The sequence below is a fragment of the Leucobacter sp. Ag1 genome, from assembly GCF_000980875.1.
In the GTDB taxonomy this organism is placed as follows: Bacteria; Actinomycetota; Actinomycetes; order Actinomycetales; family Microbacteriaceae; genus Leucobacter; species Leucobacter iarius.
On record NZ_LAYO01000086.1, the window covers coordinates 27,454 to 54,435 of the forward strand.

At 70.8% G+C, this 26,982-nt stretch carries 28 protein-coding genes, 1 tRNA gene and 1 pseudogene; 21 read left to right on the forward strand and 9 right to left on the reverse strand.

Features of this window, described 5'->3' with window-relative positions; translation table 11 throughout:
- The first annotated feature begins 112 nt into the window (after positions 1–112).
- Genes XM48_RS06090 through XM48_RS06105 form a run of 4 tightly spaced genes read left to right on the forward strand, consistent with a single transcriptional unit; the run spans position 113 to position 6,791 of the window.
- On the forward strand, positions 113–1,120 hold the full coding sequence (locus XM48_RS06090; protein ID WP_046454916.1) for an ABC transporter substrate-binding protein: 1,008 nt from the start codon (positions 113–115) through the stop codon (positions 1,118–1,120).
- 60 nt (positions 1,121–1,180) lie between these two features.
- Positions 1,181–2,179: an ABC transporter permease gene (locus XM48_RS06095; RefSeq protein ID WP_046454917.1), complete on the forward strand. Its 999-nt coding sequence runs from the start codon at positions 1,181–1,183 to the stop codon at positions 2,177–2,179.
- 3 nt (positions 2,180–2,182) lie between these two features.
- On the forward strand, positions 2,183–2,974 hold the full coding sequence (locus tag XM48_RS06100; protein ID WP_046454918.1) for an ABC transporter ATP-binding protein: 792 nt from the start codon (positions 2,183–2,185) through the stop codon (positions 2,972–2,974).
- Between the two features lie 58 nt (positions 2,975–3,032).
- On the forward strand, positions 3,033–6,791 hold the full coding sequence (locus XM48_RS06105) for an aldehyde dehydrogenase family protein (protein ID WP_052961329.1): 3,759 nt from the start codon (positions 3,033–3,035) through the stop codon (positions 6,789–6,791).
- A 40-nt stretch (positions 6,792–6,831) separates the two neighbouring features.
- Here XM48_RS06105 and XM48_RS06110 read toward each other — a convergent pair whose 3' ends face one another.
- Complete coding sequence (locus XM48_RS06110; protein ID WP_046454919.1) at positions 6,832–7,350, reverse strand: GNAT family N-acetyltransferase; 519 nt, start codon at positions 7,348–7,350, stop codon at positions 6,832–6,834.
- Positions 7,351–7,480: 130 nt separating this feature from the next.
- Between XM48_RS06110 and XM48_RS06115 the strand changes: the two genes are divergently transcribed.
- Positions 7,481–7,565: transfer RNA gene (locus tag XM48_RS06115), tRNA-Tyr, on the forward strand.
- A gap of 434 nt (positions 7,566–7,999) precedes the next feature.
- On the opposite strand, the gene XM48_RS06120 is transcribed toward XM48_RS06115, so the two are convergent.
- Both XM48_RS06120 and XM48_RS16850 read right to left on the reverse strand, forming a co-directional pair.
- Positions 8,000–8,467, reverse strand: a complete 468-nt coding sequence (locus XM48_RS06120; RefSeq protein WP_052961330.1) for an ImmA/IrrE family metallo-endopeptidase — start codon at positions 8,465–8,467, stop codon at positions 8,000–8,002.
- The gene (locus XM48_RS16850) at positions 8,467–8,982 is read right to left on the reverse strand and encodes a helix-turn-helix domain-containing protein (protein WP_052961331.1); all 516 of its coding nucleotides are present in this window, start codon (positions 8,980–8,982) and stop codon (positions 8,467–8,469) included. Before XM48_RS16850 ends, XM48_RS06120 begins: the two co-directional genes overlap by 1 nt.
- 78 nt (positions 8,983–9,060) lie before the next feature.
- Between XM48_RS16850 and XM48_RS06130 the strand changes: the two genes are divergently transcribed.
- From XM48_RS06130 to XM48_RS06185, 12 genes are all read left to right on the forward strand, one after another.
- Positions 9,061–9,390, forward strand: coding sequence for a helix-turn-helix domain-containing protein (locus XM48_RS06130; protein ID WP_156174944.1), 330 nt, complete (start codon positions 9,061–9,063; stop codon positions 9,388–9,390).
- 265 nt (positions 9,391–9,655) lie between these two features.
- Positions 9,656–9,895 (forward strand): hypothetical protein, encoded by a 240-nt coding sequence (locus XM48_RS18240; RefSeq protein ID WP_046454921.1) that lies wholly within the window; start codon positions 9,656–9,658, stop codon positions 9,893–9,895.
- Positions 9,882–10,766, forward strand: a complete 885-nt coding sequence (locus XM48_RS16855) for a M23 family metallopeptidase (protein ID WP_052961332.1) — start codon at positions 9,882–9,884, stop codon at positions 10,764–10,766. Before XM48_RS18240 ends, XM48_RS16855 begins: the two co-directional genes overlap by 14 nt.
- 23 nt (positions 10,767–10,789) lie before the next feature.
- On the forward strand, positions 10,790–11,488 hold the full coding sequence (locus tag XM48_RS16860) for a M23 family metallopeptidase (RefSeq protein WP_052961333.1): 699 nt from the start codon (positions 10,790–10,792) through the stop codon (positions 11,486–11,488).
- The gene (locus XM48_RS06150; RefSeq protein ID WP_046454922.1) at positions 11,485–11,826 is read left to right on the forward strand and encodes a hypothetical protein; all 342 of its coding nucleotides are present in this window, start codon (positions 11,485–11,487) and stop codon (positions 11,824–11,826) included. Before XM48_RS16860 ends, XM48_RS06150 begins: the two co-directional genes overlap by 4 nt.
- 28 nt (positions 11,827–11,854) lie before the next feature.
- A complete protein-coding gene (locus XM48_RS06155; RefSeq protein WP_046454923.1) occupies positions 11,855–12,241 on the forward strand; it encodes a hypothetical protein in 387 nt (128 codons plus the stop codon).
- Positions 12,242–12,250: 9 nt separating this feature from the next.
- Entirely contained in the window at positions 12,251–13,078 is an 828-nt protein-coding gene (locus tag XM48_RS06160; RefSeq protein WP_046454924.1) for a CoA ester lyase, read from the forward strand.
- A gap of 45 nt (positions 13,079–13,123) precedes the next feature.
- The gene (locus XM48_RS06165; RefSeq protein WP_046454925.1) at positions 13,124–13,612 is read left to right on the forward strand and encodes a YajQ family cyclic di-GMP-binding protein; all 489 of its coding nucleotides are present in this window, start codon (positions 13,124–13,126) and stop codon (positions 13,610–13,612) included.
- 167 nt (positions 13,613–13,779) lie between these two features.
- Complete coding sequence (locus XM48_RS06170; RefSeq protein ID WP_046454926.1) at positions 13,780–14,511, forward strand: hypothetical protein; 732 nt, start codon at positions 13,780–13,782, stop codon at positions 14,509–14,511.
- Between the two features lie 50 nt (positions 14,512–14,561).
- Positions 14,562–14,996, forward strand: coding sequence for a DUF3151 domain-containing protein (locus tag XM48_RS06175; protein ID WP_046454927.1), 435 nt, complete (start codon positions 14,562–14,564; stop codon positions 14,994–14,996).
- Between the two features lies 1 nt (position 14,997).
- Entirely contained in the window at positions 14,998–16,284 is a 1,287-nt protein-coding gene (locus tag XM48_RS06180; protein WP_046454928.1) for an adenylosuccinate synthase, read from the forward strand.
- Between the two features lie 8 nt (positions 16,285–16,292).
- On the forward strand, positions 16,293–16,595 hold the full coding sequence (locus XM48_RS06185) for a chorismate mutase (protein ID WP_046454929.1): 303 nt from the start codon (positions 16,293–16,295) through the stop codon (positions 16,593–16,595).
- Positions 16,596–16,640: 45 nt separating this feature from the next.
- On the opposite strand, the gene XM48_RS06190 is transcribed toward XM48_RS06185, so the two are convergent.
- Together XM48_RS06190 and XM48_RS06195 are read right to left on the reverse strand one after the other, a co-directional pair.
- On the reverse strand, positions 16,641–16,880 hold the full coding sequence (locus XM48_RS06190; RefSeq protein WP_046454930.1) for a hypothetical protein: 240 nt from the start codon (positions 16,878–16,880) through the stop codon (positions 16,641–16,643).
- A 107-nt stretch (positions 16,881–16,987) separates the two neighbouring features.
- Entirely contained in the window at positions 16,988–17,353 is a 366-nt protein-coding gene (locus XM48_RS06195) for a hypothetical protein (protein WP_046454931.1), read from the reverse strand.
- A gap of 99 nt (positions 17,354–17,452) precedes the next feature.
- On the opposite strand from XM48_RS06195, the gene XM48_RS06200 reads away from it, so the two are divergent.
- The 3 genes from XM48_RS06200 to XM48_RS06210 all read left to right on the forward strand — a co-directional run bounded on the left by XM48_RS06200 (position 17,453) and on the right by XM48_RS06210 (position 21,649).
- Positions 17,453–19,600 carry an intein-containing Rv2578c family radical SAM protein gene (locus tag XM48_RS06200; RefSeq protein WP_156174946.1) on the forward strand — a complete coding sequence of 716 codons (2,148 nt, stop codon included), beginning with the start codon at positions 17,453–17,455 and terminating at the stop codon, positions 19,598–19,600.
- A 163-nt stretch (positions 19,601–19,763) separates the two neighbouring features.
- The gene (locus XM48_RS06205; RefSeq protein WP_046454932.1) at positions 19,764–20,696 is read left to right on the forward strand and encodes an ABC transporter ATP-binding protein; all 933 of its coding nucleotides are present in this window, start codon (positions 19,764–19,766) and stop codon (positions 20,694–20,696) included.
- A 71-nt stretch (positions 20,697–20,767) separates the two neighbouring features.
- Positions 20,768–21,649, forward strand: coding sequence for an ABC transporter permease (locus XM48_RS06210; protein WP_046454933.1), 882 nt, complete (start codon positions 20,768–20,770; stop codon positions 21,647–21,649).
- Positions 21,650–21,743: 94 nt separating this feature from the next.
- Here the strand turns inward: XM48_RS06210 and XM48_RS06215 are convergent, their stop codons facing one another.
- Positions 21,744–22,376, reverse strand: coding sequence for a hypothetical protein (locus XM48_RS06215; protein WP_046454934.1), 633 nt, complete (start codon positions 22,374–22,376; stop codon positions 21,744–21,746).
- 354 nt (positions 22,377–22,730) lie between these two features.
- On the opposite strand from XM48_RS06215, the gene XM48_RS06220 reads away from it, so the two are divergent.
- Complete coding sequence (locus XM48_RS06220) at positions 22,731–24,143, forward strand: dicarboxylate/amino acid:cation symporter (protein WP_084821029.1); 1,413 nt, start codon at positions 22,731–22,733, stop codon at positions 24,141–24,143.
- A gap of 81 nt (positions 24,144–24,224) precedes the next feature.
- Here the strand turns inward: XM48_RS06220 and XM48_RS06225 are convergent, their stop codons facing one another.
- The 3 genes and pseudogenes from XM48_RS06225 to XM48_RS18445 all read right to left on the reverse strand — a co-directional run.
- A complete protein-coding gene (locus XM48_RS06225; protein WP_084821030.1) occupies positions 24,225–25,640 on the reverse strand; it encodes a dipeptidase in 1,416 nt (471 codons plus the stop codon).
- A 52-nt stretch (positions 25,641–25,692) separates the two neighbouring features.
- Positions 25,693–26,472, reverse strand: coding sequence for an HNH endonuclease family protein (locus tag XM48_RS06230; RefSeq protein ID WP_231580819.1), 780 nt, complete (start codon positions 26,470–26,472; stop codon positions 25,693–25,695).
- A gap of 101 nt (positions 26,473–26,573) precedes the next feature.
- A pseudogene (locus XM48_RS18445) lies at positions 26,574–26,982 on the reverse strand (hypothetical protein); the annotation flags it as partial.

Below are 26,982 nucleotides of genomic sequence, written 5' to 3' on the forward strand. Positions count from 1 at the left end.
CAAGTTGTGCGATCTCGTGCGGCTTCCCCTGCTCGAAGGCATCCGGGTCCCGTGCACACCGCGCAGCGGACCCGACCGGCGTCTCCGGGCCCTATTAAAGGACTCAACACCCATGCGACAGACTTCGCTCCGCCGCCGTGCACTCGCCCTGGTCGGCATCGCCGCCGCCTCGGCCCTCGCACTGACCGGCTGCTCCGGAACCGCTTCGAACGACTCCGGCTCCGGCTCCGATTCGGCCGCCAAGAGCGTCAAGATCGGGATCAGCCAGCTCGTGCAGCACCCCGCGCTCGACGCCGCGACCAAGGGCTTCAAGAAGGCCCTCGAGGACTCGGGCATGAAGGTCACCTTCGACGAGCAGAACGCGCAGGGCGAGCAGTCGAACGCCGTCACCATCGCGCAGAAGTTCGCCTCGAGCGATGCCGACCTGTACCTCGCGGTCGCGACGCCCGCGGCGCAGGCGCTCGCGCAGGCCGTGACGAACAAGCCCGTGCTCTTCACCGCCGTCACCGACGCGGTCGCGGCGCAGCTCGTCAAGTCGAACGAGCAGCCCGGCGGCAACGTCACCGGCACGAGCGATGCGGCTCCCATCGACAAGCAGCTCGAGCTGCTGAAGCAGATCGTTCCCGGCGCCAAGACCGTCGGCATCGTCTACAGCTCGGCCGAAGCGAACTCCGAGGTGCAGGTGAAGGCCGCCGAGGAGGCCGGCAAGAAGCAGGGCCTCGCGTTCAAGACGAAGACCGTGACCACCGCGAACGACATCGCGCAGGCGGCCGAGTCGCTCGGCGACGTCGACGCGATCTACGTGCCGACCGACAACACGGTCGTCTCCGGTCTGGCTGCGCTCGTGCAGGTCGCCGAGAAGAACAAGATCCCCGTGATCGGCGCCGAGGCCGGCACCGTCGAGAAGGGCGCGATCGCGACCCTCGGCATCGACTACGAGAAGCTCGGCTACCAGACCGGCGAGATGGCAGTGCAGATCCTCAAGGACGGCAAGAAGCCGGCCGATCTGCCGGTCGAGACCGCCAAAGACGTCAACTACGTGGTGAACGAGGGCGCGGCGAAGCGCATGGGCGTCACCATCCCCGCCGACATCCTCGACAAGGCCGAGAAGGTCAAGTAGTCGATCTCCGGTGCGCCGGGCATTCGCCCGGCGCACCGGACCGAAGAACAGGAAAACTCCATGATCGGCGCGATCGAACTGGGCCTCATCTACGGTGTGATGGCCCTCGGCGTGTACCTCACCTTCCGCGTGCTGAACTTCCCCGACCTCACGGTCGACGGCAGCTTCACCACGGGCGCTGCGACCGCCGCCGCGCTGATCACGCTCGGCCAGAGCCCCATCGTCGCCACGCTCGCCGCGGTCGCGGCGGGGCTCGCGGCCGGAGCGGTCACCGGCCTCCTGCACACCAAGGGCCGCATCGACGGCCTGCTCGCGGGCATCCTCACCATGATTGCCCTCTGGTCGATCAACCTCAGGATCATGGGCACGACGAAGCCCGACAGCGCGGTCGCGGCGAACCTGCCGCTGCTGCGGGCCTCGACGGTGTTCGATCCGCTGCGCGAGAACATGCTGCTCGGCACCTGGGCATCGGTCGCGATCATCGCCGTCGGCGTCATCCTCGTGAAGCTCGTCGTCGACTGGTTCCTCTCGACCAACCTCGGGCTCGCGATCCGCGCCACGGGCGACAACGGCCCCATGATCCGCAGCTTCGGCGTCAGCACCGACCGCACCACGATCCTCACCCTCGCCCTGTCGAACGGCCTCGTCGCGCTGTGCGGCGCGCTCGTCGCGCAGTTCCAGGGCTTCGCCGACATCAGCATGGGCATCGGCCTGATCCTCGTCGGCCTCGCCTCGGTGATCGTCGGCCAGGCGATCCTCGGCCAGCGCTGGATCTGGCTCGCGAGCCTCGCTGTGGTGATCGGCGCGGTGGTCTACCGCCTCATCATCTTCTTCGCGATGCAGGTCGGTCTCGATCCCAACGACATGAAGCTCGTCACCGCGGTGCTCGTGGTGCTCGCGCTACTGCTGCCGCGCTGGGGCTTCCTCAAGCGGGTGCCCTCGCTGCGGGGCCGCGGCGGCCGGGTCCCGCCGCGCGATCCGGCTCCGGATCCCGCTCCCGTCGCAACCGAGGCGGCCCCGACCGCCGCCGCGACCCCGACCGCTCCGAAGGAGGCCTGAGCCGTGCTCGCCATCACCGACATCGAGAAGACCTTCTTCGCCGGGACCGTCAACGAGCGCCGGGCGCTCGCCGGCCTCAGCCTGCGGCTGGAGGAGGGCGACTTCGTCACCATCATCGGCTCCAACGGCGCCGGCAAATCCACGCTGCTCAACGCGATCTCGGGCCGCTACACGGTCGACTCCGGCAGCATCGAGATCGACGGGCGCCGGGTCAACCGCCTCAAGGAGTTCCAGCGCGCGAAGTACATCGGCCGCGTGTTCCAGGATCCGATGGCCGGCACTGCGCCGACCCTGACGATCGAGGAGAACCTGGCCCTCGCGCTGCGTCGCGGCACGGCGCGCGGCCTCGGCCCGAGCCGCACCCGTGCGCAGCGGGAGCGGTTCCGCGAGGAGCTGCGCACCCTCGAACTCGGCCTCGAGGATCGTCTCGGCGCCAAGGTGGGCCTGCTCTCGGGCGGTCAGCGCCAGGCGCTGTCGCTGCTCATGTCGGGCTTCACGCACCCCAGCATCCTGCTGCTCGACGAGCACACGGCGGCGCTCGATCCGCAGCGCGCCGCGCTCGTCACCGACCTCACCGAGCGGATCGTCTCGCAGGGCGGCCTCACGACGCTCATGGTCACGCACAACATGGAGCAGGCGCTGCGCCTCGGCAACCGGCTCGTCATGATGCACGAGGGTCGGATCGTGTTCGAGGCCGGCGAGGAGCAGAAGAAGGGTCTCACCGTGCCGGCGCTGCTCGCCGAGTTCGCGAAGATCAAGGGCGCCCAGCTCGACGACCGCGCGCTGCTCGCCTAGCGCCCCGATCCAGCGCGCCTCCCGGGGCGCGCATAGGGGCCAGCCCTACAGTGGGCGTATGGCAGAGGAACGCGGCGGCGTCGGCGGGTGGGAGAGCATCGCTCGGGCAGCTGAGGCCCGTGCGGCCGACTGGGCGCGCGCCCTGCAGCCGCACGCGGATCCCGAGCGCGGCGAACGCGCCCCCGAACTGCTCGCCGGCGTGCGCGCCGACGCCGGCGGACTCGACTTCACGCGCCGCCTGCTCGAGCACCTGCTCGGATCCGCGGACCCGTTCGCGGCCGCGCTCGGCCTGCGGGAGGTCGCCCACGAGCTGCCCGAATCCATGCCGGTGCGCGACCGCCTGGCGGTCCGGGCCGGCGGCATCGCCGCCCTCGGCCTGCCGTGGGCGGTACTGCCGCTCGCGCGGCGCTGGTTCCGGGATCGGGTCTCGTCGATCGCGTTCACGGCGAAGTTCCCGCAGGGGCCCGAGAAGCCGATCGACGCATCCGGGCTCGCGGATCGGCTGCTCGCGAAGATCGAACCGGGCACCTCGGCCCTGATCGCGCTCGGCGGCGAGCCCGTGCTCGGCGCCGACCGGGTCGAGCTCGAGGTCGCCCGCCTCGTGGCACTCGCCGAGCAGGCCGGGATCGATCAGCTGCTGGTCGATCCGCTGCGGCTGCTGCCGGGCGGCACCGACTGGACCTTCGACGCCGACGTCACCCGTGCGGTGGACGCCCTGCGGCCCGTGCTCGAGGCCGCGCGCCAGGGCGGCACCGCGATCCTGCTCGACGCCGTCGGATTCCGAGGCGCCCGACTCGCCCCCGAGGTGCTGCTGCGCGCCGCCGGAGACGCCCGCCTCGACGGCGTGCGCATCGGCCTGGTCGTACCGGCCGAACTGCCCGAGTCCCGCCGCGTCGTCGAGCGGATCGGCCGGTGGGCGGTGCAGCGGGCGAGCGACGGCGGAACGCCCACCGAGATCGTGCTCGCCGACACGGGCATGGCGGGCGCCGAGCGGATCGCGTCGATCCGCAGCGGTCTTCCGGTGCCGACGCTGGACGGGCGCACGGCGGTCGCCGCGCAGCTGCTGCGCCTCGCGCACCTCGCGCTCGGCTACGGGCCGTCCGTGCGCCTCGTCGTGCAGAGCGAGGAGCCCCGCCTCCTCGCCGCCGCGACCGTGCTCGCCGAACGGCACGGCACCGGAGAACTGCTCGGCCTGCAGCTGCGCGCCGGCGCGGATCCGTCCCTCGCCCGGGTGCTCGCCACGGGCGCGCACGAGATCCGGATCCGCCTCCCGCTCATCCCCTCGGGGGAGCCGTCGGGCCTCGCCGAGCCGCTGCTCGCGCTCGCCGCCCACGCGGCGGACCCCGACCGAGTCGACTTCGCGGAGGCCATCGCCGAGGCCGCCGAACCGTTCCCGGAATCGCACCGGACCCAGCTGCGCGCCCGGGAGTGGGATCCGAGCGAGCGCGACAGCGCCCTGTTCTACCGGCCCCCGGCCGACCCCGACCGTTTCGACACCGGCGGCCTCACCGCCGCCGTCCTCGGCCTCACCCGCGGATCCACCGGCGAGATCACTCTCGAGGCCGCGGGCCCCGCGCTGCGCATCCCCGTGATCTCGGAGTCCGGCCTCGCCGCCGAGCCCGCGACCGACGCGTCGCGCACCGACAATCGGGAATGGGTCCGCTCGCTCGTCTCGCTCGTCGCCGAACCCGGCTCCGAAGCCGCGTCGGCGGCTCCGGGCGACGCCTCGGATGCCCTGGGTGGATCGGGCGGATTCGACGCCGACGCCGTCGTCTCGGCCGCCTCCACCGCCGCCGGGATCTGGCAGGCGCCGCGCCACGGCGACCGCGCGACGCGGGTGCGCAGGCTCGCCCTGGGCACCGTCGCGGCCCGAGACCGGCTCATCGCCGCGCTCGCCGCCGAGAGCGGCGACCCGGTGGCGCTGCTGGACGCCGCCGTGGGCGACGCGGTCGACGCGGCCCGCTGGCTCGGGCGCCTCACGGAGGACCTCGGGTCCGTGCGCGGAGCCGAGTTCCATCCCGACCGGGTCGCGGTCGTGGTCTGCGATGCGGGCACGCCGTTCGCCGAACGTGCCGAAGCGATCCTCTCGGTGATCGCAGCGGGCAGCGCGGCGATCGTCGCGGCCCACCCCTCGGTGATCCGTTCCACGCGGGTCCTGCTCGAGGAATGGCAAGCGGCCGGCCTCCCCGCCGGGGTCGTGACGCTGATCGAGCCCGGAGCCGGAGCCGCATCCGAGAGCGAAGCCGACCCCGACGCACCGGACCACCTGGCCCTGGCCGCCGAGCTCGCGAGCGACCCGCGCGTCGATCGCGCCCTCGTGCTCGGGCGTCGGGAGACCGCCGCGGCGCTGCTGCGCCGGCGCCCCGACTTGCGGATCGAAGGCCGATTCGAGGCCCGCGCCTCCGTGCTCGTCACGGGCGGCGCCGACGTCGATACCGCGATCCCCGACGTGCTCGCCTCGGCGTTCGGCGCGCCCGCGGCGGATCCGCTCCGCGCCCGCCAGCTCGTGCTGCTCGGCGGCATCGCGCGATCCCGCCGGTTCCGCTCGCGCCTGGCGGACGCCGTCCGCACGCTCCGCGCCGGCCACACCGGGCGCGCGGGATCGAGCGACCCGCTCGACCTGCAGCTCGGGCCCCTCCCGGAGTCGCCCGGATCCGCGGGCCTGCGGGCCCTCACCGAGCTGGACCCCGGCGAGGAGTGGCTCGTCGAACCCGAGCGCCTCGACGACGCGGGGCTCCTCTGGCGGCCCGGCGTGCGCTGGGGCGTCAAGCGCTCGGCGCGATTCTGGCGCGATTCCATCGGCATGCCCGTGCTCGGCGTGACGCACGCGCGCAGCCTCGACGAGGCGATCGCGATCCAGAACGACGCCGGCAGCGGGGCCGTCGCCGCGATCCACTCGCTCGACGCCGACGAGATCCTGCCCTGGCTCGAACGGGTCGAGGCGGCGTCGCTGGCGATCTGCCGCCCGACCACGGGCGCGCGCATCGAGCAGCGGCCCGTCGGCGGCTGGAACGACGCCGGGCTTGGCATCGGGTCCCTCGCGGGCGGCCCGAACCGGCTGCTCGCCCTCGGTTCGTGGAGCGTGCGAGAGGGGACGCAGAGCTCGACGCTGCACCTGCGCGGCCTCGATCCCGAGGTGCAGCTGCTCATCGAGGCGGCCCAGGAGGCGCTCGACTACACCGCCTTCGACCGGGTGCGGCGGGCCGCGCTGAGCGACGCGCTGACCTGGCGCACCTCGCTCGGCATCGCGCGCGACACGGTCGGCCTCGGCATCGAGCGCAACCTCGTACGGCACTGGCCCGTGGCCACGCAGCTCCGGCTCGCCGAGTCGGGGGAGCTCGCCGAACTCATCCGGGTGCTCGCCGCCGCGCTCATCGTACGGGCGCCCATCACCGTCTCGACCGGGGTGGTGCTGCCCGCACCGGTGGTGTCGCTGCTCGAACGGCAGGGCATCGAGGTCTCGCTCGAACGGGACGACGACTGGCTCGAGCGCATGTCGGTGCTCGCCGCGGTGGCCGATGCGTCGAGCGCCGCCGACGCCGGTGCGCGGGGGAGCGAGGGCGGTGCCGCGCTCGTCGGAGTGGATCCGAGCGCAGCGCGCCGGATCCGGCTCATCGGCGGCGACCGCGTGCGCGCGGCGGAGTGGCTCGGCCACGGCGGCCGCGTGGCGCTCTGGGCGGAACCCGTCACCATGGCGGGGCCGGTCGAGCTGCTCACGCTGCTGCGCGAGCAGTCCATCTCGATCGCGACCCACCGGCACGGGCTCGCAGCCCCCATCCTCGCGGTCGAGGACCGGGTGATCGAGCTCGGCCGATAGGCGCGATGCGCCCGGTCGCTAAGCGGGACGCGCCCAGTCGCTAGGCGGCGGCCCGCGGCTCCCGCCGCATCGGCGTGTGCGGGATCCCGTCCTCGACGAACTCCTCGCCGTGCTGCACGAACCCGAAGCGTGCGTACCAGCCGGTGAGGTAGGACTGCGCGTCGAGCACCATCGGGCGCTCGGGCGATGCGGCGTCGTGCGCGTCGATGGAGGCGCGCATCAGCGCCGCGGCGAGGCTGCGGCCCCGCCAGTCGAGCGCGGTCGCGACCCGGCCGATGCGGGCCGCGTCGGAGTCCTGCAGCACGCGCAGGGTCGCCGCGACGCGCGCCTCGGGTGCGGCGTCCGCGACCTCGATCCAGAACTGCTCGGCGCCCGGCTCGAGGTCTCGCCCGTCGAGATCGAGGTAGGGGCAGTCCTGCTCGACGACGAACACCTCGGAGCGCAGCCGGGCGATCGCGTAGAGCGCGGAGGCGTCCAGGTCCGCGAAACGGGCGCTGCGCAGCGCGAGGCCCTGCGGGAGCGCGGCGGCGGGGCTGCTGGATTCGTGGAGCTCGCTCATGCTCCGATCCTGCCACCGGATGCCGCGCCGACACGCTGGGCGACGCGCCGCGGGGCCGAATCCCGGCCCGATTTCGGATCCGAGACGAATCCGGGTAGAGTGGTCTCTCGGTCGTGTTCGCGCGGCCAACGGCGGGTTACCCGAGCGGCCAAAGGGGGCTGACTGTAAATCAGCTGGCACTGCCTACGGGGGTTCGAATCCCTCACCCGCCACCACCAGAAAAGCCCGGTCAGGATCAAATCCTGACCGGGCTTTTTGCGTTTTCGGGGGTCGCTCGGCCGGTGCGTCCGGCTCCCTACTCCCGGCCGTTCCCTGACCTCTCTGCGGAAATCTGCACGATTTCGGATCCGGGCGCCCGGTGCGTCCGCGATTCTGCGGATCTCCGCGAGATGCCCCAGATCCGCGCGGAGCCTCCGGGGCCCTTGCGCATTCGAATTACAGAACTGTAGTTCGGCGGTCATCAACAGCTTTTCCACATCTCAGAGCCGGTATTCACGCGTTTTCCCCCGGTTTCCCACAGAGTTATCCACAGCTGTGGATCGTTCGTGCGGATCGCTCGGTGTTGAAATAACGCGGATCGCGCATGCGGATCGAACCCATGTTCGACGCGACACGCCGACCCTCACGGTGCGGTTCGAACATCCGCCGCTCAGCCCAGCGCGTCGCGGGTATCGGCGAACTTGCGCGACCACTGGCCGACGCCCATGCGCGGGTGCAGGTAGACGGCGTCGCCGATGCGCTCGAGCATCTGCTGATAGACCTCGACGGCTTCCGAGACGACCCCCAGGTCGTGGGCCATGGACGCGACGTGGCCGTCGCGGAGCGCCTCGACCTCGCGGTAGCGCTCGGGTGCGATGAGTCGCGTTGCTGCCCACTCGTCGGCACGGCGCTCCATCTTCGCGTCGAAGTGGGGGAAGAGCGACGGGACGTCGCCGTTGAGGGCGTGGCAGGTCTCGTGCCCGAGTTTGAACGTGTGCAGGCGCGGCGCCATGTCGCGCTGGAGCCGGACGAGCTTCAGGTCGTGGTCGTATTCGCCATCCCGATCGAGGTGCTCGAGATTGACGTACTCGACGGTCACGCCGAGCGAGTCGAGGATGTCGAAGAAGATCAGATCCATCAGTCGTACTCGCCGTCCTCTCCTCGGTCGCGCGACCGCTTGCTCGCGGCCCGGCGCTGGGACGCGGCGAGCTCTTCGGCGATCGACTGGTCCTCATCTTGACCGAAGCGTCCGACAATGAGGTTCGACTCTACGGTTTCAGCGGCGTTTCGACGACGGCCGCCGAGAGCCTGCACGATCGCGGGCTTCGACTCCTCGTTGATGGTGTGCGGGGTGCGCAGGGCGACTCCGTGCTCGGCGAAGACGAGGCGGGCCGGCGAGCGGCGGTCGTGGGCGGCGAGGAACTCCTCGGCCTCGCGCACGAGCTCCCACGACTCGACGCCCAGCGAGAAGCACATGGCGTCCAGCTGGTCGATGGAGATCGGGCGGACGCCGCGCACCATCTTCGACAGCTGGGACTGCGAGGTCCCGACGGACTCCGCCATCTGGCTCTGGCTGACGCCGTACTTGGCCATGAGTGCGCGTACCTGCCCGGCGATGTGCCGCGTCAGGTCGAGCGTGTCGTAGTCGTTCATGGGGTCCATCGTGCCAGTTCTGGCACGAGTAGTCCAGAGGGCTTGCTATGTAGTTCCAGAAGAGTGAATATAGTTCACATGAACTACGCAACACCCAGTGCCCAAGCCGCTCTGGCCGTGCGAGCTCTCCTGCGCGATCGGTCCGAGACGCAGGAGCGGCTCGCGGACTCGATCGGCATCTCCCTCTCCACCCTCAAACGACGAATGCTGTGCGCCAGCCCCTTCACCATCGACGAGCTCTTCGCGATCGCACGGTACTTCGACGTCCCGCTTCCGCACGTCCTGTTCCCCCGAGCCTCGCGCGGCGAGGCGGGACCGGTTCCGCCCGGGAGCCCATCGAACCCGCCGGAGCGACCGCCCGCGACCGCGGCGCGGCGCGCACCGAGCGCACCGGAGTCGCCGCGGTAGGGGTGCCGCAGCGATCCACCAGTTGGCCCCGTTCAGGCGGGGAACCGAAGGCGTCGGGGTGATGACGCGTGGCCGTCCGTGGTGGGGCGGAACCGGCACGGGGTCACGTGCAGAGCCCGTGCGTGCGCTCGCAGATCGGCGCACGGGCACGGGGACGTCGCCTATCGACGGCCCTGCGGAGGCGCTCGTCGCTCCCCGGACACCCAACGCAGACGAGCCGAACGGAGCGCCTCCGCGCTCACCACCGCTATCCGAAAGGAGAACCATGACCGACATCGACGACCTCGAGTTCGCGAACGCCGGCGAGACCGGCACGGATCCGGGCACGGATCCGGACACCGACCCGGACATCGATCCGGATCCGGACCCGAACGAGTCGGGCGATCCGCCCCAGACCGACCCGGTCGACCCCACACCCACTCCCGAAGATCCCCCCGGGCACTGCTTCGAGGAGATTCCCCCGATCGCCCAGATTCCCGAAGGAGGCCCCGGTGGCGAAGATTGAATGGCCGCTGAAGAACTTCTTCATCACCGATGAGTTCGGTGCGGGCCGCTCCCATACCGGCATCGACCTCGCAGCCCCAACCGGCACCGGTATCTATGCCACGGACGACGGCGTGGTCTCTGCGAGCGGCAACGGCCGGAACAACTCGTGGATGGGACCGATGGCCGGGCTCTACGTGCTCATCAGGCACGCGTGGGGGTATTCCGGCTACGCCCACATGAACGCGTTCGTGGTGTACGCCGGGCAGACCGTCAAGCGCGGCCAGCTCATCGGCTACGTCGGATCGACCGGCCTGGCGAGCGGTCCCCACTGCCACTTCGAGACGCTGCCCCTCTCGCCGAACTGGGCGAACGGCATCTCCGGTCGAGTGGATCCTCGCACCCACACCCTCGTGCCCCAGGGCTCGACCGTCATCCCCCCGGTAACTCCCCCCAAGAAGAAGGAGATCAAAGTGATCGCATACCACCGTGAAGACAAGTACGCACGCAACGGAGGGCGCACCGTCGCTCCGGGTGCGCACTTCTACCTGCACACCACCACCCCGAACACCTGGAACGCCGAGAACGTCGCCGGTGGCGTCGGCGCCTACTCCTTCACCGGGCACCTGTACGCCCAGGGGCAGCCGGGTGACGTGGTGCGCATCGTGTACGTCATCCAGAACCAGAAGACGACCCCGGCCCGGAGCTCGACCCACTACACCGAGTCCCGCGTCATCGACAAGAACGGCCTGGTGCGCGCGAACGTCGAGTTCAAGCGCGGTATCGCCGACGGCGATCAGGTCTTCCTGCGCTTCGAAGCGGACACGGCGAACACCGCCCCCGTGAAGGTGACCGCGCTCGACTCGGACGCCTACCTGTTCAAGGTGGTCTAGTCCGAGCGACCGGCCCCGAGCCCATGCTCTACTACCCGTTCCCACCGGCCGGTGCGATCGAGTGGCCCGGGACCCGGCCCGCCGGGTGGGCGCCGCACTGGGGGACCGACTGGCCGATGCCGGTCGGGACCCCGGTGCCCGCCACCAGCGACGGCACGATTGTGTACGTCGGCGATGACGGGCTCGGCGGGCGGACCATCGACCTGCTGCGCGACGACGGCCTGCTGCAGCGCTTCGGCCACCTGTCGGAGTACCGGGTCGATCTCGGGCAGCGGGTCGCCGCGGGCCGGATCATCGCCCTCTCGGGCAACACCGGCGCCTCGACCGGGCCGCACCTGCACTGGGAGCTCCGCCGGGACCGGCTCTGGTCGGCCGGCGCCTGGATCGATCCCCGTTCGCTCCACCCCTCGACATTCGGCCGTGCGACCCGTGCGACCCACCTCGTCCGCTCGGCTCGACCGGCCGTCCCCGCACTCAAGGAGGTGCTCCCCATGGCCAATCCCATCGGCATGTTCATCGGCACGACCCGCCCCCGGACCGCGACGGAGGAGCGGTGCGTCATCTACGACCTCGACTCGGGGTTCTACACGACCTTCTCGGGGGTCCCCCAGTCCTACATCAACGACATGGCTCGTGCGCACGGAACCCCGGCCTTCGGACGGATGACGGTCAAGCACTGGAACCAGGTCAAGGCGCAGCTGGACGAGGTGAGGCGCTCATGAGCTCGGCCGAGTCCCTGATCGCCGAGGGGCTGTCGAGGGTGAACTGGGGCACCGTGCTGACGGCGCTGCTCGGGGCCTCCGGCGGGGCCTTCGCGGCGCTGAACCGGGCCCGCGGCCGACGGCGGGACGACATGCAGGCGTTCATCGACCAGCTCCAGGAGGAGCGCAACCAGTACGCGGATCTCCTGCGCGAGGAGCGGCGCGCCGACCAGGCCCGCATGGATCGGATGTGGGCCGACAAGGCGGCGTCCCGCGAGTACGTCGCGCAGCTCCGCGCTCACATCCACCGAGGCGACCCGCCCCCGCCGCCGGGCGCTCCCGACGGCTATATCGAATGAACCGACCCCGCTCGCGGAAGGAGCGCTCATGTTCAAATCCACTCCGGTCCTCCGGCTGGCCGTCTACGGCCTGGCTCTGCTCGCCATGGCGACGAGCTTCTTCATGACCGCAGTCGAGTCCCCGCTCGCGCCCGCGTTCGTGCAGACCGCGAATCTGCTCGGTGCGGCTGCCGGGGTCGGCGCGATCTCCAACCTCGGCACGCTCTCGCGCAGACCCGGTGATGTCGGGATCGTTCCCGACGAACCCGCCGCGGACGGGTTCGGGGCCGCGGACGGATCCGGCACGATCCTCGAAGCGCCGGTCGGGCGATTCGCCGAGCACGAGGCCTCCGGCGGGGTAGTCGGGATTGAAGCCGAGGCCGAGGCCGGTACCGAGGCGCCGAGGCACGCGCGGCGCATCCGACCCCCGGGGTAGGCTCCAGGCATGACGGCCGCCGCGCTCTCCTACCTGTTCGTGCCCGCCTCGCGGCCCGACCGCTATGCCAAAGCGATCGCCTCGGGAGCGCACCGGGTCGTGATCGACCTCGAGGACGGCGTGGCCGTCGCCGACAAGGCGGCCGCGCTGGCGCACGTGATCGCCGCCCTCGAGGCGGAGTCGGGTTCCGAGCACGCGCTCGCCGCATCGGTGATCGTGCGCGTCGAAGGTCCGCGGTCCGCACGGTTCGAATCGGAGCTCGCGGCGCTCGCCGGGCTCTCCGCGGGGGCGCGAGGTCGCCTCGCGGGCATCGCGGTGCCGAAGGTGGAGGATCCGGCGGCGCTCGCGCACGCGATCGCCGCCGCACGAGCGGATGCGGGGACGGGGCCGGCCGCCGGACCGCTCGAGGTGCTCGCGCAGATCGAGAGCGCAGCGGGCCTGGCCCGGGTGGGCGAGATCGCCGCGGCCGATCTGTCGTTCGATCTCGACGCCGAACTCGACTCGGTCACGATGGACTTCGCCTATGCCAGGCTCGTGCTGGAGTCGCGCATCGCGGGTCTCCTCGGCCCGATCGCTTCGCCGTCGTTCGAGCTGGCCGACCTGGACCGGGTCGAAGGAGACGCGCGCCGCTTCCGCGGGCTCGGCGTGACGGGGCAGTTCGCCGTCCATCCGGTGCAGCTGGCCGCGATCCACGCGGGCTTCGGCCCGACCGCAGAACAGGTGGCGTGGGCGCGGACCATTGTCGACACGGGCGACGGTGCCGTGCGCGTGGGGGAGCAGATGGTGGACGCCCCGATCCGCGACCGGGCGGAGCGGATCCTCGCGCAGGCCGGCTGAACCGGGTGCGGGGACACCTCGCGCGGTTTCGCGTACGCTGGGGGCATGGCAGATTCTTCGTTTGACGTGGTGAGCAAGATCGACTCGATGGAGGTCGACAACGCGGTCAACCAGGCCCGCAAGGAGGTCGAGCAGCGCTACGACTTCAAGGGCGTCGGCGCCGACATCTCGATGAGCGGCGAGACGATCCTCATCAAGGCGAACACCGAGGAGCGCGCGAACGCGGTGCTCGACGTGCTGCAGTCCAAGTTCATCAAGCGCGGCCTCTCGCTCAAGGCGCTCGATTCGGGCGAGCCCTTCGCCAGCGGCAAGGAATACCGCATCGAGTCGAAGCTCAAGGAGGGCATCGACCAGGCCGCCGCGAAGAAGCTGAACAAGTTGATCCGCGACGAGGGCCCGAAGAGCGTCAAGTCGCAGATCCAGGGCGACGAGCTCCGCGTCTCCTCGAAGAGCCGCGACGACCTGCAGGCGACCATGGCGCTCCTCAAGGGCGCCGACGTCGACGTCGCGCTGCAGTTCGTCAACTTCCGCTGAGACCTCCGAAACGGCTCGGTGCCGCGGGCCACTGCTCCGCGGCACCGAGCCGTTTTTCGTTCCCGATACCGGCTGTTCGGCGCTGCTCGATCACGGTGTCGAAATCGTTATTACGGAGATACGAATTGTGATCCAAGAGCGGCTTCGAGATCGCTAATCTTCGAGCCATGAAGCCTTTCTCCTCCGCCCGCCGATCTGGTGGGATCCTCCTGATCACCGCAACGATTCTCGCGTCGGCCCTGGCCGGTTGCGCCGCTGAGCCGGCGCCGAAGCCCTCTCCGAGTCAGAGCTCCTCGCCGAGCAGCACCCCGAAGCCGAGCGCCACGCCCACCGAGACCCCGGCAGCCTGGACGCGATTCTCGGATCAGCGATTCACCGCGTCGTTCGAGCTGCCCCCGGGCTGGAAGCTCGAGGAGCAGAAGACGCCCTATGCGGACCAGGGGATCTTCCAGCTCAACGTGCTCGACGCGGCGGGGAAGCGGCAGCTCATCTTCCTGAACGGCGTCACCGGGCTCGGCGGCGCTTGCTCCGCCGACAGCGTCCCCATGCAGGTGGAGGAGCTCGATCGCCAGGACGTGTCCCTCACCGGGTACGCTCCCGCCACCGAGCCCGCGGTCGCGTTGACTGCGCCGCAGTTCGTCTATCGGGCCTGGAGCACCGGGGACGGTGCCGTCGCCGCGACCGTCGCGCTGGTCAACACTCCGCCGGTGAAGACCTGCTTCGACGTCAATCTGCTGCGGACCGCCGACCGTCTCTACGTGCTCTCCGACGGGATGCAGGTCGGCACGCACGAGGATCTCCGTCCGCGGACCTTCGCGACCATGGACGAGGCGAAGGCGTTCATGCAGACCCCCGAGTACGCCGCGCTGAAGCGGATCATCACCTCGTTCCAGCTCTGAGACGGGCCCGGTTCCACGAATCGCGGTCACCCGCCCGGTACACTGGGCGGGTGATCGGCGAGAACCTTCTCGGTCCCGAGCCCACGCGGCTCCCGGCCGAACCGCATGTCTCTGACGCTCTCGACCGCGGCGAACCGATCGAGAGCGTGGTTCGCGCGAACCCGGATTCGCCGCTCGCCTGGGCGCTGCTCGCCGATGGCGCGTACGCCGACGGCCGCGAGATCGAGTCCTACGCCTTCGCCCGCGTCGGCTACCACCGCGGGCTCGACGCGCTGCGGCGGGCCGGATGGCGTGGCGCCGGGCCGGTGCCGTGGACGCACGAGCCGAACCGCGGCGTGCTGCGCGCGCTCTTCGCGCTGCGCCGCGCGGCCGGCGCGATCGGCGAGACGGGCGAGGTCGAGCGCCTCACCGAATTTCTGAACGGGGCCGACGCGACCGCGATCGCCCAGATCGAAGCGAGCGGAACGCTCGAGGGAAGGGGCTGAGATGCCCGCTGTACTCATCACCGGCGCCCAGTGGGGCGACGAGGGCAAGGGCCGCGCGACCGACCTGCTCGGCAGCCGGGTCGACTACGTCGTCAAGTTCAACGGCGGCAACAACGCGGGGCACACCGTGGTCGTCGGCGACGAGAAGTACGCGCTGCACCTGCTCCCCTCGGGCATCCTCACCCCCGGCGTCACCCCGGTGATCTCGAACGGCGTCGTCGTCGACCTCGAGGTGCTGCAGGGCGAGCTCGAGGCGCTGGGCGGCCGCGGGGTCGACGTGTCGCGGCTCAAGCTCAGCGCGAACGCGCACGTCATCACGGCCTACCACCGCACGCTCGACAAGGTCACCGAGCGGTTCCTGGGCAAGCGCCAGATCGGCACCACCGGCCGCGGTATCGGTCCGGCCTACGCCGACAAGATCAACCGCGTCGGGATCCGGATCCAGGATCTCTTCGACGAGGGGATCCTGCGCCAGAAGGTGGAGGCGGCGCTCGAGTTCAAGAACCAGGTGCTCGTCAAGATCTACAACCGTCGCGCGATCGGCGTCGACGAGGTCGTCGACGACCTGCTGAGCTACCGCGAGATGATCGCGCCGATGGTGTGCGACACCGGTCTGCTGCTGCACGAGGCGATGCAGGCGGGCAAGACCGTGCTGTTCGAGGCCGGTCAGGCGACCATGCTCGACATCGATCACGGCACCTACCCGTTCGTCACCTCGTCGAACGCGACCGCGGGCGGCGCGAGCACCGGATCGGGCCTGCCTCCGCACCAGATCGACCGCGTCATCTCGGTGGTCAAGGCCTACACGACCCGCGTCGGCGCCGGTCCGTTCCCGACCGAGCTGTTCGACGAGTCGGGCGACTACCTGCGCAAGCAGGGCTTCGAGTTCGGCACCACCACGGGTCGTCCGCGCCGCTGCGGCTGGTACGACGCGCCGATCGCCCGCTACGCGGCGCGCATCAACGGCGTCACCGATTTCGTGCTCACCAAGCTCGACGTGCTCTCGGGGCTCGAGACGATCCCCGTCTGCGTCGCGTACGACGTGAACGGCGTGCGCCACGACGAGATGCCGGTCAACCAGAGCGACTTCCACCACGCGAAGCCGATCTACGAGGAGTTCCCCGGCTGGAACGAGGACATCTCGGGCGCCCGCCGCTTCGAGGACCTGCCGAAGAACGCGCAGGACTACATCATCGCGCTCGAGGCGATGAGCGGGTCCCGCATCTCGGCGGTCGGCGTCGGCCCCGAGCGCGAGCAGGTCGTCGTGCTGCACGACCTGGTGGGCTGAGGACCGCCGTGTCCGAGCCGTCCGCCCAGGAGCAGCTCGACCGACTGCGGTCGAGCATCGACAACATCGACGCCGCGCTGATCCACATGCTCGCGGAGCGCTTCAAGTGCACCCAGGCCGTCGGGCTGCTGAAGGCCGAGCATGAGATGCCCGCGTCGGATCCCGGCCGTGAGTCGCGGCAGATCGCCCGACTGCGCGAGCTGGCCGAAGGGGCGAACCTCGATCCGGAGTTCGCCGAGAAGTGGTTCAACTTCGTGGTCGCCGAGGTGATCCACCACCACGTGCGGATCGCCGAGCAGCGGGACGCGTAGCCGCTGGTCGAGTCGCGGGACCCGCGGCTCGACCACGCTGCCCCGCTAGTCGTCGAGCAGCTCTTCTTCGAGGTTCCAGACCGGATCGCCGCTGTCGCTCTCCGCGAGGGCCACGATGAGGTCGTGCTGCTCGGGGTCGTCGTCGCGGAGCATGCCGCGCGCGGCGGCGACGACCTCGTCGCGCTCGGCGTCGTCCCCGGCCTCGCGCTGGGCGTCGCCGAGCGCCCAACGGTAGCTCTCGAGCGCGGCGTGCAGCTCTTCGTCGGTGATGTGCGACTGGTCCACGGGCCACCTCCTGCGCCGGGCGCGAACCCCCCGTGGGCCCGCTGTCTGCCTCTGCGCACAGCCTAACCCGCGCGGGCCCCGACTGTCTCGGGGCGGCGGTGCGTCGTTCAGACGGTGCTCCGCGCGGCGACCTTCCACGCGAGTACCCCGGCGGTCGCGGACAGTGCGAAGCATCCGCCCGCGACGAACCAGAGCCACGGGGTGGTGAGCGCGAACAGGCCGGCGATCAGCGCTCCGCCGAGCAGCAGCACGGCCATGACCCAGAGGCCCGCGTGCGGTTCGATGACAGTGGCCCCCGCTGCCGCCGACGGCTCCGGCTTCGCGGTCATCACGATGTAGGCGGTCGCGAACGGCCCGAGGAGCAGCGAGAGCAGGAACCAGTTCAGGCGCGATCGGTTCTTCTGCTCGGCCAGGCCGGCGTTGACGAGCGCAAGGGCGAACCAGCCCCAGCCGCCCTGCTGCCATCCGTCCACGGATCTCCCATCGTCGCGTTCCGGGTACCGAGTCAGGATACTGCTTTCCGACCGGCGAGTGGGTTGCGAATCATTCGAACATATGTTCGAATGATTCGCATGCGATGGGACGGTCAACTGCGGGATCCCGGCGCCGCAGAGGCGGCCGCCGATGCGGGATCGTCCGCGCCCGAGGCTGGTTCGGTCTCGGCGAAAGCGACGGATCCGGCCCTGCCGGGGCTCGAACGGTCGACGCTGGCGGCGCTCCCGGGGCACCTGCGCACGGTGCGGGCGCCGGAGTTCCAGGGCGCGGTGTTCCACGAGGTGCTGGCGAAGAGCGCGCTCAACCGGGTGCCGGGGCAGTCCTCGATGCCGTTCGCGTGGACCATCAACCCCTACCGCGGCTGCAGTCATGCGTGCGTGTACTGCGTCTCCCCGGAGACGCTCATCCTCTGCGCGGACGGGAGGCAGCGACCGTTGAGAGAGCTCCAGGTCGGGGCCGAGATCATCGGAACGGAACGGCGCGGAAGGTACCGACGGTACGTGCGCACGACGATCCTCGACAAGTGGAGGACCCGAAAGGTTGCCTACCGGGTCGCCCTCGCGGACGGGACCACCCTCATCGCGAGCGGCGATCACCGCTTCCTCACCGATCGAGGATGGAAGTTCGTACGGAACAGCGAGTCCGGGCAGCGTCCGCACCTGACCACGGCGAATCGCTTGATGGGCTTCGGGCTGGGCGGAGGTGCATCGCGAGGCGCCGTCGATATCGAGGGCGATGCATACCGGCGAGGGTACCTCGCGGGAATGGTGCGCGGAGATGGCATGATCTTCCGTCGCAGCTACGACGACGGGTCCCGCGTGCGCGACATCGTCATGTTCCGCCTTGCTCTGGCTGACGAGGAGGCCCTGGACCGCTCTCGCCGATACTTGGAAGCGGAGGGGATCGTCGTGCGAGAGCGGCCGTTCGCTCCCGCGAGCAGCACCCGCCGGGCGATCCGCGCATTGCACACCGCCGCCCGGAAGCAGGTCGAGGCGATCGAGCGCATCACGCACGAGACGCGCTTTGCCGACCTGGACTGGTGCGCCGGGTTCCTCGCCGGCGTCTTCGACGCCGAGGGAAGCTGCTCCCGGGGAATCGTTCGAATACCGAATAAGAACCCCGAGTTCCTCTCGGAGATCTCGGCCGCGATGGAGCGCTTCGAGCTCTCGCACACCGTCGAACCTGCGCGCCCGAACGGGGTGCGGAGTATCCGTCTGCTCGGCGGCCTGCCGACTCGGCAGAGATTCTTCGCCACGGTGCAGCCGGCCATTACGAGGAAGCTGTCGGTCGAGGGCGTCGCAGTGAAGACCGTCGCCGATCTTCGGGTGGTCGCGATCGAGCCGCTCGAAGGCGAACGCGAGCTGCTGGACATCACCACAGGCACCGGCGATTTCATTGCGAACGGAGTGATCAGCCACAATTGCTTCGCCCGCGGCACGCACCGCTATCTCGACTTCGACACGGGGGCCGACTTCGACCAGCAGATCGTGGTGAAGGTCAACGTCGCCGAGGTGCTGGCGCGCGAACTCGCGAGGCCGAAATGGGCGCGCGAGACCGTCGCGCTCGGCACCAACACCGATCCCTACCAGCGCGCCGAGGGGCGCTATCGGCTCATGCCTGGCATCATCGAGGCGCTCTCGCGCAGCCGCACCCCGATCTCGATCCTCACCAAGGGCACCCTGCTGCGCCGCGACCTGCCGCAGCTCGCCGACGCCGCTGAGCGCGCCCCGGTCGACCTCGCCATGTCGATCGCGATCGGCGACCACGAACTGCAGCAATCGGTCGAGCCGGGCACCCCGAGCACCCGGGCGCGCCTCGAGACCGTCGCGCGAGCGCGCGAGGCGGGCCTGCCCATCGACGTCTTCGTCATGCCGGTGCTGCCGCACCTCAGCGACGGTGCGCAGCAGCTCGATGCGCTGCTGCGCGAGATCCGGGAAGCCGGGGCGCGGTCGGTCATGTACGGGCCCCTGCACCTGCGCGCCGGTGTGAAGCCCTGGTTCTTCGCTTGGCTGCGGCGCGAGCACCCCGACCTGGTCGAGCGGTATCGCGGCCTGTACCCCGAGGGCGCGAGCCGCGCGCCCCAGGAGTACCGCCGGGCGCTCGCCGCCAGGATCCGACCGCTCATCCGCAAGCACGGCCTCGAGTGGGCGCCAGGGCGCCCGGCGATCCGCGAGACACCGGAGCCCGCGATCCCGCAGTTGCAACCGCAGCCGACGCTGTTCTGAACGACCGGATCTCCTCCCCGGGTCGGAGCCTCCGGGCGGGAAGTGGTACCTCAGGGGGACGTGCTCGGCCGGGTGTCCCGCATACCGTGGAATCATCCCGGAGCGGATCCCCCGCTCGGAACCGACCCCTCGCCTTCGCGCGGGACCACGAGAAGGAGCCCCCATGATCGAGGCCACCGGACTCACGAAACGCTACGGAGCCAAGACCGCCGTCGACGGCATCAGCTTCAGCATCCAGCCGGGGCAGGTCACCGGCTTCCTCGGACCGAACGGCGCGGGCAAGTCGACCTCGATGCGGATGATGGTCGGGCTCGACCGGCCCACCAGCGGCACCGTCACCATCATGGGCAAGCCCTACGCCGAGCACGACGCACCCCTCGCGGTCGCCGGTGCGCTGCTCGACGCCAAGGGCGTGCACCCGGGTCGCTCCGCCCGCAGCCACCTGCGGGCGCTCGCCGCGACGCACGGGATCCCCGAGCGCCGCGTCGACGAGGTGCTCGAGATGACCGGCCTCTCAGCGGTCGGCGCGAAGCGCGTCGGCGGCTTCTCGCTCGGCATGGGTCAGCGGCTCGGGATCGCCGCGGCGCTGCTCGGCGACCCGAAGGTGCTGATCCTCGACGAGCCCGTCAACGGTCTCGACCCCGACGGCGTGCTCTGGGTGCGCCAGCTGGTGCGCTACCTGGCCTCCGAGGGGCGCACGGTGCTGCTGTCGAGCCACCTGATGGGCGAGATGGCGCAGACCGCCGACCACGTGATCGTGCTGGGACGCGGCCGCATCGTCGCCGACGCTCCGATCGATCGGCTCATCGCGAGCGCCCAGACCGACCGGGTCTCGGTGCGCGCCCCCGAGGCCGCCCGCCTGGCCGAGCTGCTGCTGCGGGTCCCCGAGGTCCGGGTCGAGCACGGCGCCGACGGCTCGTTGACCGTCGAGGGCGTGCCCGCGGCCGTGGTCGGTCGCGCGGCCTTCGAGTCGGGGGTGGAGCTGCACGAGCTCACGCCGGTGCGGTCCAGCCTGGAGGACGCCTACCTGGCGCTCACCCGCGACGACGTCGAGTACCGCACCGACGCCGCGCACGCGTTCCCGCCGGCTCCCTGAGCCGAGCCGCCAGACACCGAGTTTTCGCCTCGCGCTCATCCGCGACGCACCAGACGAACAGGATTCACACCATGACCACCACCGCTCCCGCCGGAAGCGCCCCGCAGGCGCCCGCCCGTCGATCCGACGCGCAACGGAACGCCGTGCGCCCCCGTCTCCGCTTCGGCGGCGTGCTGCGCTCGGAGGGCATCAAGCTCTCCTCGCTGCGCAGCATCCGCTGGACCCTCATCGCCACCGTCGTCGCGGGTCTCGGACTCAGCTTCCTCATCTCCTGGGGGCTCAAGTCCAGCGCGGGCATGGAGGGCGTGCCCACGATCCCGCCCGAGACCTACGCGCTCTCCTCGGCCACCATCGCCGCGCCGTTCATCGCGCTGGTGTTCGGCGTGCTGGGCGTCTTCGCGATCTCGAGCGAGTACTCGAGCGGCATGATCCTCTCGACGCTCACCGCGGTGCCGAAGCGCACCCCGGTGTTCCTCGCGAAGGCGATCGTGCTCGCCGTCGTCGCCGTCGTCACCGCGGCGATCTTGGTGATCGGTGGTCTGCTCATCGCGCTGCTGTTCAACTCCGAGGTCGGCTCGGTGATCTTCTCGAAGGTCGTCGTCTCGGGCGGGATCGGCGCCATCGTGTACCTGACGCTCATCGCGCTGCTCGCGTTCGGCGTCGCGACCCTGTTCCGCAGCACCGCCGGCGGCATCGCGGTGATCGCCGGAGTTACCTTCGTGCTGCCCCTCGGGCTCCAGATCGCCACGATGACCGGCTGGGAGTGGGTCACCACCGTCTCGCACTACATCCCGGCCGCGCTGGGCAACACCATGTCCGCCGGCATCGCCGAGGCGACCGTGCCGGGCGCGACGGGTCCCGACTACTGGGGCGCGATGCTCATCATGCTCGCCTGGGCGCTCGTCGCGGTGATCCCCGCCGGGATCCTGTTCCGCACCCGCGACGCGAAGTAGCCGCCGCCGGCGCCCGGCCGGGCACCGGGACGGACGAAGGCCCGTGATGCGTGAGCATCACGGGCCTTCGTCGTCCGCTGAAGCGCGGGAAGTCTTAGAAGCGCCAGACGACGGCCTGGAAGCCGGCGGGGGGCTCGGGAGTCCAGTTCTCCTTCTTGGTCACGAGGCCCGAACCGCCGGGGCTGTTCGACTGGATGATGGTGAGGGTGCCGTCCTTGTCGACGCCGGTGACGAGCACGGTGTGGACGCCGGTGACCCAGGAGGTGGGGGAGGCGATGTTCTCGTACTGGATGATGTCGCCGGGCTGGGCGTCGGACAGCGCGAGGCGGGTCGCGCCGGCGTAGTTCGCGACGGGATCGCCGCTGCCGACCCACTTGCCGCCGCCCGCGAGGATCCAGCGTTGGGCCGACATGATGCACTCGCCGGGGGCGCTCCAACCGGTGGGGCGGCTGGTGCCGACCTCGCTCTCGGCGGCCGCGATCGTCTTCTCGACATCGAAGCCGTGCGGGGCGTTGGCGACATCGCTCATCTTCAGCATGGAATCGAGCGTGTTCGCGCTGACGTCCTCCTGCTGCGTGCGCAGGGTCTGTGCGGGCGGCTGGACCACTTCTGCGGCAGCTGCGGCGAAGTCGACCGGTGCGGGAGCTGCGCTTGCGGGCGCTGCGCCGAGGGCGAACGTCACGGACGCGACGAGCGTCACGATGAACGCCTTGGCGGGAGTCTGCACGCTGCGTTTCTCCTTGGATCCTCGGTTGAAGTTTCACGCTCTGATCGAGCGGCACAAGTTCCAGTATGCGTTACCGTACCGTTACAAAGCAAGTCTTGCTGCAAAAACGGCGGATTCATGCGGGAGATTCGGGTGCGTCGAGCCGTCTCGGGCGCGCTTCTCGGGTCGCTGCGGGACGGTTCGGTCACGGCCCGTTATGAAACATTGCGACATGGGTGACATAAGTGAACGTGATGTGAGGCTATGCTGGACCGCTGTGGGTCCGAACGGACCCCTCCACGGAATCGGATCCGGCTGCGCGCCGTCGATCCACCGCGACATCGAAACCCGCGCACCGCGCAGGAAGGACGATCCATGTCGACCACCGCCCAGGCCCCGACCGCGAAGCGGAGGCTGCCCCGCTGGGCGACCTCCTTCGGCTGGCAGATCCTCGCCGCGCTCGTGCTCGGCGTCGTGCTCGGCGCGATCGCGCTCTCGCTCGGCAAGGACGGCGCCGGCAACCCCAACGGCCTGCAGGTCACGCTCGACACCATCGGGTCGAAGTACGTCTCGCTGCTGAAGGCCGCGGTCGTGCCGCTCATCTTCACGGCGATCGTCTCGAGCATCGTCGGTCTGCGCCGGGTCACCAACGCGGCCCGCCTCGCGGGGCAGACCCTGCTGTGGTTCGCGATCACGGCGCTCATCGCCGTGACCATCGGCATCGTGCTCGGCATCGTGATCCAGCCCGGATCCGCGGCCGCGCACGGCGAGCTGAAGACCGGCGACCCCTACACCGTCGGCACCTGGTGGAACTTCCTCGCCGGACTCGTCCCCGGCAACTTCCTCGGCCTCGAGGTCCGCGGCGCCATCGCCGACCCGGCGACCGGCGCGCTCGACCTCGCCCCCAACTTCAACGTGCTGCAGGTCATCATCGTCTCGGCCGCGATCGGCATCGCCGCGCTCAAGATCGGCGAGAAGGCGGAGCCGTTCATCCGCGTCGTCGAGTCCGCCCTCGCGATCATCCAGAAGGTGCTGTGGTGGATCATCCGCCTCGCCCCGATCGGCACGCTCGGCCTCATCGGCAACGCGGTCGCCGAGTACGGCTGGAGCACCATGGGATCGCTCACCTGGTTCGTGGTGACCATCTACATCGGCCTCGCGCTCGTGCTGTTCGTCGTCTACCCGATCCTCGTGAAGACCCACGGCCTCTCGATCAAGCAGTACTACTCGGGCGTCTGGCCCGCGGTCCAGCTCGCGTTCGTGAGCCGCTCCTCCATCGGCACCCTGCCGCTGACCGAGCGCGTGACCGAGCGCAACCTGGGCGTGCCCCGCGGCTACGCCTCGTTCGCGGTGCCGCTCGGCGCGACCACCAAGATGGACGGCTGCGCCGCGATCTACCCGGCCGTCGCCTCGATCTTCATCGCGCAGTTCTTCGGCCTCGAGCTCTCGTTCACGCAGTACCTGCTGATCGTGCTCGTCTCGGTCGTCGGCTCGGCGGCCACCGCCGGCACCACCGGCGCCACGGTCATGCTGACGCTCACCCTCTCGACGCTCGGCCTGCCGCTCGAGGGCGTCGGCCTGCTGCTCGCGGTCGATCCGATCCTCGACATGGGCCGCACCGCGGTGAATGTCGCGGGCCAGGCGCTCGTGCCCGCGATCGTGGCGAAGCGCGAGGGGATCCTCGACCTCGACCTCTACAACGCGCCCCGGAACGGCCGCGCGTTCGACAACGACGACGCGGACGCGGATCGCGGCGCCGAACTGGATCCGGAGCCCGCGAAGGCCTGATCGAGCGCGAACGCTCGTTCATGACGCGGAAGGGCCGGTGCCGGGAATCGATTCCCGGCACCGGCCCTTCCGTATTCGGTGCTACGACCGCGCGCTGAGCCGCTGCAGGAACAGCGCCTCGCCGAGCGCGATCCGGCGGATCTCGTTCGGGTCGACGCTCTCGTTGGTGGAGTGGATCCGGCTCTCCGGATCCGGAACGCCGAGCAGTACGATCTCGGCCTCGGGGTTGATGCCTGCGAGCACGTTCGTGAGGGGGATCGATCCGCCGCCGCCGCTCGTGACGGTCGCGACGCCGTCGTAGGCGTCGGTGAGCGCATCGCTGAGCAGGGTGAAGCTCTCGCCCGTCGTGTCGGCGCTGAACGGGTGGCCGAGCTCGCCGGCGCTCGTCTCGACCTTCACGCCCCACGGCGCGATGGCGTGCAGGTGCGCGATGAGCGCGTCGCGCAGCGCGGCCGGGTCGGCGCCCGGCGGCACGCGCAGGTTCAGCTTCGCGGCGGCGCGGGGCTGGATCGCGGCGACCGCGCCGACCACGCGAGGCGCGTCGATCCCGAGCACCGTCAGCGTCGGTCGCGCCCAGAGCTGATCCGCGACCGCGCCCGAGCCGATCCGCTCGGTGCCGTCGAGCATGCCCGCGTCGCTGCGGAACGCGTCCTCGCCGTACTCGACGCCGGGCCAGACCTGGTCGGTCGGGATCCCGGGCACGCTGAGGTCGCCCCGCTCGTCGCGCAGGGTCGCGAGCATGCGGATGAGCGCGGCGAGGGCGTCGGGTGCCGCGCCGCCGAACTCGCCGGAGTGCAGCGAAGCCTCGAGCGCGGAGACCTCGACGACCACGTCGACGGCGCCGCGCAGGCTCGTCGTCAGGGTCGGCACGCCGTTCGCGAAGTTGCCCGCGTCCTGGATCAGGATCACGTCGGCCTTGCGGAACAGCTCCGGGTTCGCTTCGGCGTAGCGGTCGAGGCTCGCGCGACCCTGCTCCTCGGAGCCCTCTGCGACGAGCACGAAGCCGACGGGGTACGCGGCCGGGTCCGTCGCCGCGGTGTCCGCGCGCAGGGCGCGCAGCGCCGCGAGGTGCGCCACGAGGTTGCCCTTGCAGTCGGCGGAGCCGCGGCCGTAGAGGCGGCCGTCGCGTTCGGTGAGCTCGAAGGGCGGGCTCAGCCACTCGTGCTCGTCGAGGATCGGCTGCACGTCGTAGTGGCAGTAGAGCAGCACGGTCGGCGCCCCGGCGGGCGCGGGGCGGTGGCCGATCACGGCGTAGGTGCCGTCCGGGGTCTCGGTGAGCTCGACCGGGATCCCCTCGGTGAGGAACGCGTCGCGCACCCACTCGGCGGCGCGCACGCACTCGGCGGGATCGACGACGCGCTCGTCGGCGATCGACGGGATCGCCACGATCTCGGTGAGGTCGGTGAGGACCTGCGGCATGAGCGCGTCGATGCGGGCGCCGATCTCGACGCGATCGGCGGGCGGGGTGAACGGGGTCTGGACTGCTTCGTCGGTCATGCCTCTATTCTGTCGCGCCCGGGCCCGCCCGGGCGAGCGCTCGTCGGCGCCGTCAGCCCGCCGGCAGCGGTTCCGCGGGGCACCGCTCGAGCACGCCCCGCATCGCGTTCCGTTCGGCGTCCGTCACCCAGAGCGCGTACTTCGCTTTGACGGCGATCTGCCGCGCCACGTAGGGGCAGCGCGCCCCGGCCCGTGGCGGCAGCCAGCTCGCGGCGTCGGAGGCCTCCTTGCTGGAGTTCTGCGTGCCCGAGACGGCGAGCAGGTTGAGGGGATCGTTCGCGAGCGACTCGCGCTGCTCCTGCGTCAGCTGCTGCGCGCCCTTCTGCCAGGCGTCCGAGAGAGCGACGACGTGGTCGATCTGCACGAGCGGCGAGGTCTCGGGGCCGCGTTCGAAGGCGATGGTCTCGCCCGAGTACGGGTCGAGCAGGGTGCCGGAGGCGATCTTGCAGTTCTTCAGGCGCGCGGTGTCCGTCAGGTCGCGCGCGAGGATGTCGTTGCGGGTGTCGCAGCCGTTGCGGTCGACATCGAGCCACGCCTTGCCGAACACGACGGTGCGGTCGTAGCCGGTCTTCGGCGCGCGGCCTTTGACCTCGAGCGTTTCGAGCGCGGCCAGCGCGGCACCGCCGGGCGGTGCGGGCGTCGGGCTCGGCTCGGGGGTGCGGGTCGGATCCGTGCTCGGCGACGGTGACGGCGATGCGGTCGGTGCGGGATCGAACGCCTCGGGCAGCAGCTTCGCCCCGACGGCGATGGCAGCGACGAGGATCGCACCCAGCACCCATGCGGCGGACTTCAGCCGGCGGCGGGCTCGGGCCAGGTCGTTCTTCGCGCTCACCGGCTCCATTCTTCCAAGGATCGGTGCGGAGGACTCCTCGCCACGGCTCCGGGCGCGCCGGACCCGAGGGACGGGTCCGGCGCGCCCGGAGCCGCAGCGGATCAGCGCTCCGATACTGCGTATCGCTGTTGCGCTCGAAGACGAGCACCCCACACGGTGAGTCCTGTGCCGAGCAGGATCATGATCGCGGCGAGCCATCCGATCTGCGGGGCGGAGGAGGCCCCGGTGACCGAGAGGTCGCTGGTCGCGCCGCGAGTCGAGGCACCTCCCTCGTGCGGATCCGCGCCGGTACCGCCGCTCGCCGCGCCGGCTTGCGGATCATGATCTCCCTCGGCCTCCGTCGTGGCCGTGGCGTTCGCCGTCGCCGTCGCGGATGCGGCTGACTTCGCCGTCGCTTCCGCTGTTCCGGAAGTGCCGGCCTTCGCCGCAGCACCCGCCCCGGCTGCCGAGTTCGCGGAGGCGCCGCCCTTTGTCCCGGCATCCGCACTCGCTCCGGCTCCGGCTCCGGCT

What these genes read in the sequence shown, in the direction of transcription:
- XM48_RS06090 (WP_046454916.1), top strand. Translation starts at nt 113, where the DNA reads ATGCGACAGACTTCGCTCCGCCGCCGTGCACTCGCCCTGGTCGGCATC.
- XM48_RS06095 (WP_046454917.1), top strand. Translation starts at nt 1,181, where the DNA reads ATGATCGGCGCGATCGAACTGGGCCTCATCTACGGTGTGATGGCCCTC.
- XM48_RS06105 (WP_052961329.1), top strand. Translation starts at nt 3,033, where the DNA reads ATGGCAGAGGAACGCGGCGGCGTCGGCGGGTGGGAGAGCATCGCTCGG.
- XM48_RS06110 (WP_046454919.1), bottom strand. Translation starts at nt 7,350, where the DNA reads ATGAGCGAGCTCCACGAATCCAGCAGCCCCGCCGCCGCGCTCCCGCAG.
- XM48_RS06120 (WP_052961330.1), bottom strand. Translation starts at nt 8,467, where the DNA reads ATGGATCTGATCTTCTTCGACATCCTCGACTCGCTCGGCGTGACCGTC.
- XM48_RS16850 (WP_052961331.1), bottom strand. Translation starts at nt 8,982, where the DNA reads ATGAACGACTACGACACGCTCGACCTGACGCGGCACATCGCCGGGCAG.
- XM48_RS06130 (WP_156174944.1), top strand. Translation starts at nt 9,061, where the DNA reads ATGAACTACGCAACACCCAGTGCCCAAGCCGCTCTGGCCGTGCGAGCT.
- XM48_RS18240 (WP_046454921.1), top strand. Translation starts at nt 9,656, where the DNA reads ATGACCGACATCGACGACCTCGAGTTCGCGAACGCCGGCGAGACCGGC.
- XM48_RS16860 (WP_052961333.1), top strand. Translation starts at nt 10,790, where the DNA reads ATGCTCTACTACCCGTTCCCACCGGCCGGTGCGATCGAGTGGCCCGGG.
- XM48_RS06150 (WP_046454922.1), top strand. Translation starts at nt 11,485, where the DNA reads ATGAGCTCGGCCGAGTCCCTGATCGCCGAGGGGCTGTCGAGGGTGAAC.
- XM48_RS06155 (WP_046454923.1), top strand. Translation starts at nt 11,855, where the DNA reads ATGTTCAAATCCACTCCGGTCCTCCGGCTGGCCGTCTACGGCCTGGCT.
- XM48_RS06160 (WP_046454924.1), top strand. Translation starts at nt 12,251, where the DNA reads ATGACGGCCGCCGCGCTCTCCTACCTGTTCGTGCCCGCCTCGCGGCCC.
- XM48_RS06165 (WP_046454925.1), top strand. Translation starts at nt 13,124, where the DNA reads ATGGCAGATTCTTCGTTTGACGTGGTGAGCAAGATCGACTCGATGGAG.
- XM48_RS06170 (WP_046454926.1), top strand. Translation starts at nt 13,780, where the DNA reads ATGAAGCCTTTCTCCTCCGCCCGCCGATCTGGTGGGATCCTCCTGATC.
- XM48_RS06180 (WP_046454928.1), top strand. Translation starts at nt 14,998, where the DNA reads ATGCCCGCTGTACTCATCACCGGCGCCCAGTGGGGCGACGAGGGCAAG.
- XM48_RS06200 (WP_156174946.1), top strand. Translation starts at nt 17,453, where the DNA reads ATGCGATGGGACGGTCAACTGCGGGATCCCGGCGCCGCAGAGGCGGCC.
- XM48_RS06205 (WP_046454932.1), top strand. Translation starts at nt 19,764, where the DNA reads ATGATCGAGGCCACCGGACTCACGAAACGCTACGGAGCCAAGACCGCC.
- XM48_RS06210 (WP_046454933.1), top strand. Translation starts at nt 20,768, where the DNA reads ATGACCACCACCGCTCCCGCCGGAAGCGCCCCGCAGGCGCCCGCCCGT.
- XM48_RS06220 (WP_084821029.1), top strand. Translation starts at nt 22,731, where the DNA reads ATGTCGACCACCGCCCAGGCCCCGACCGCGAAGCGGAGGCTGCCCCGC.
- XM48_RS06225 (WP_084821030.1), bottom strand. Translation starts at nt 25,640, where the DNA reads ATGACCGACGAAGCAGTCCAGACCCCGTTCACCCCGCCCGCCGATCGC.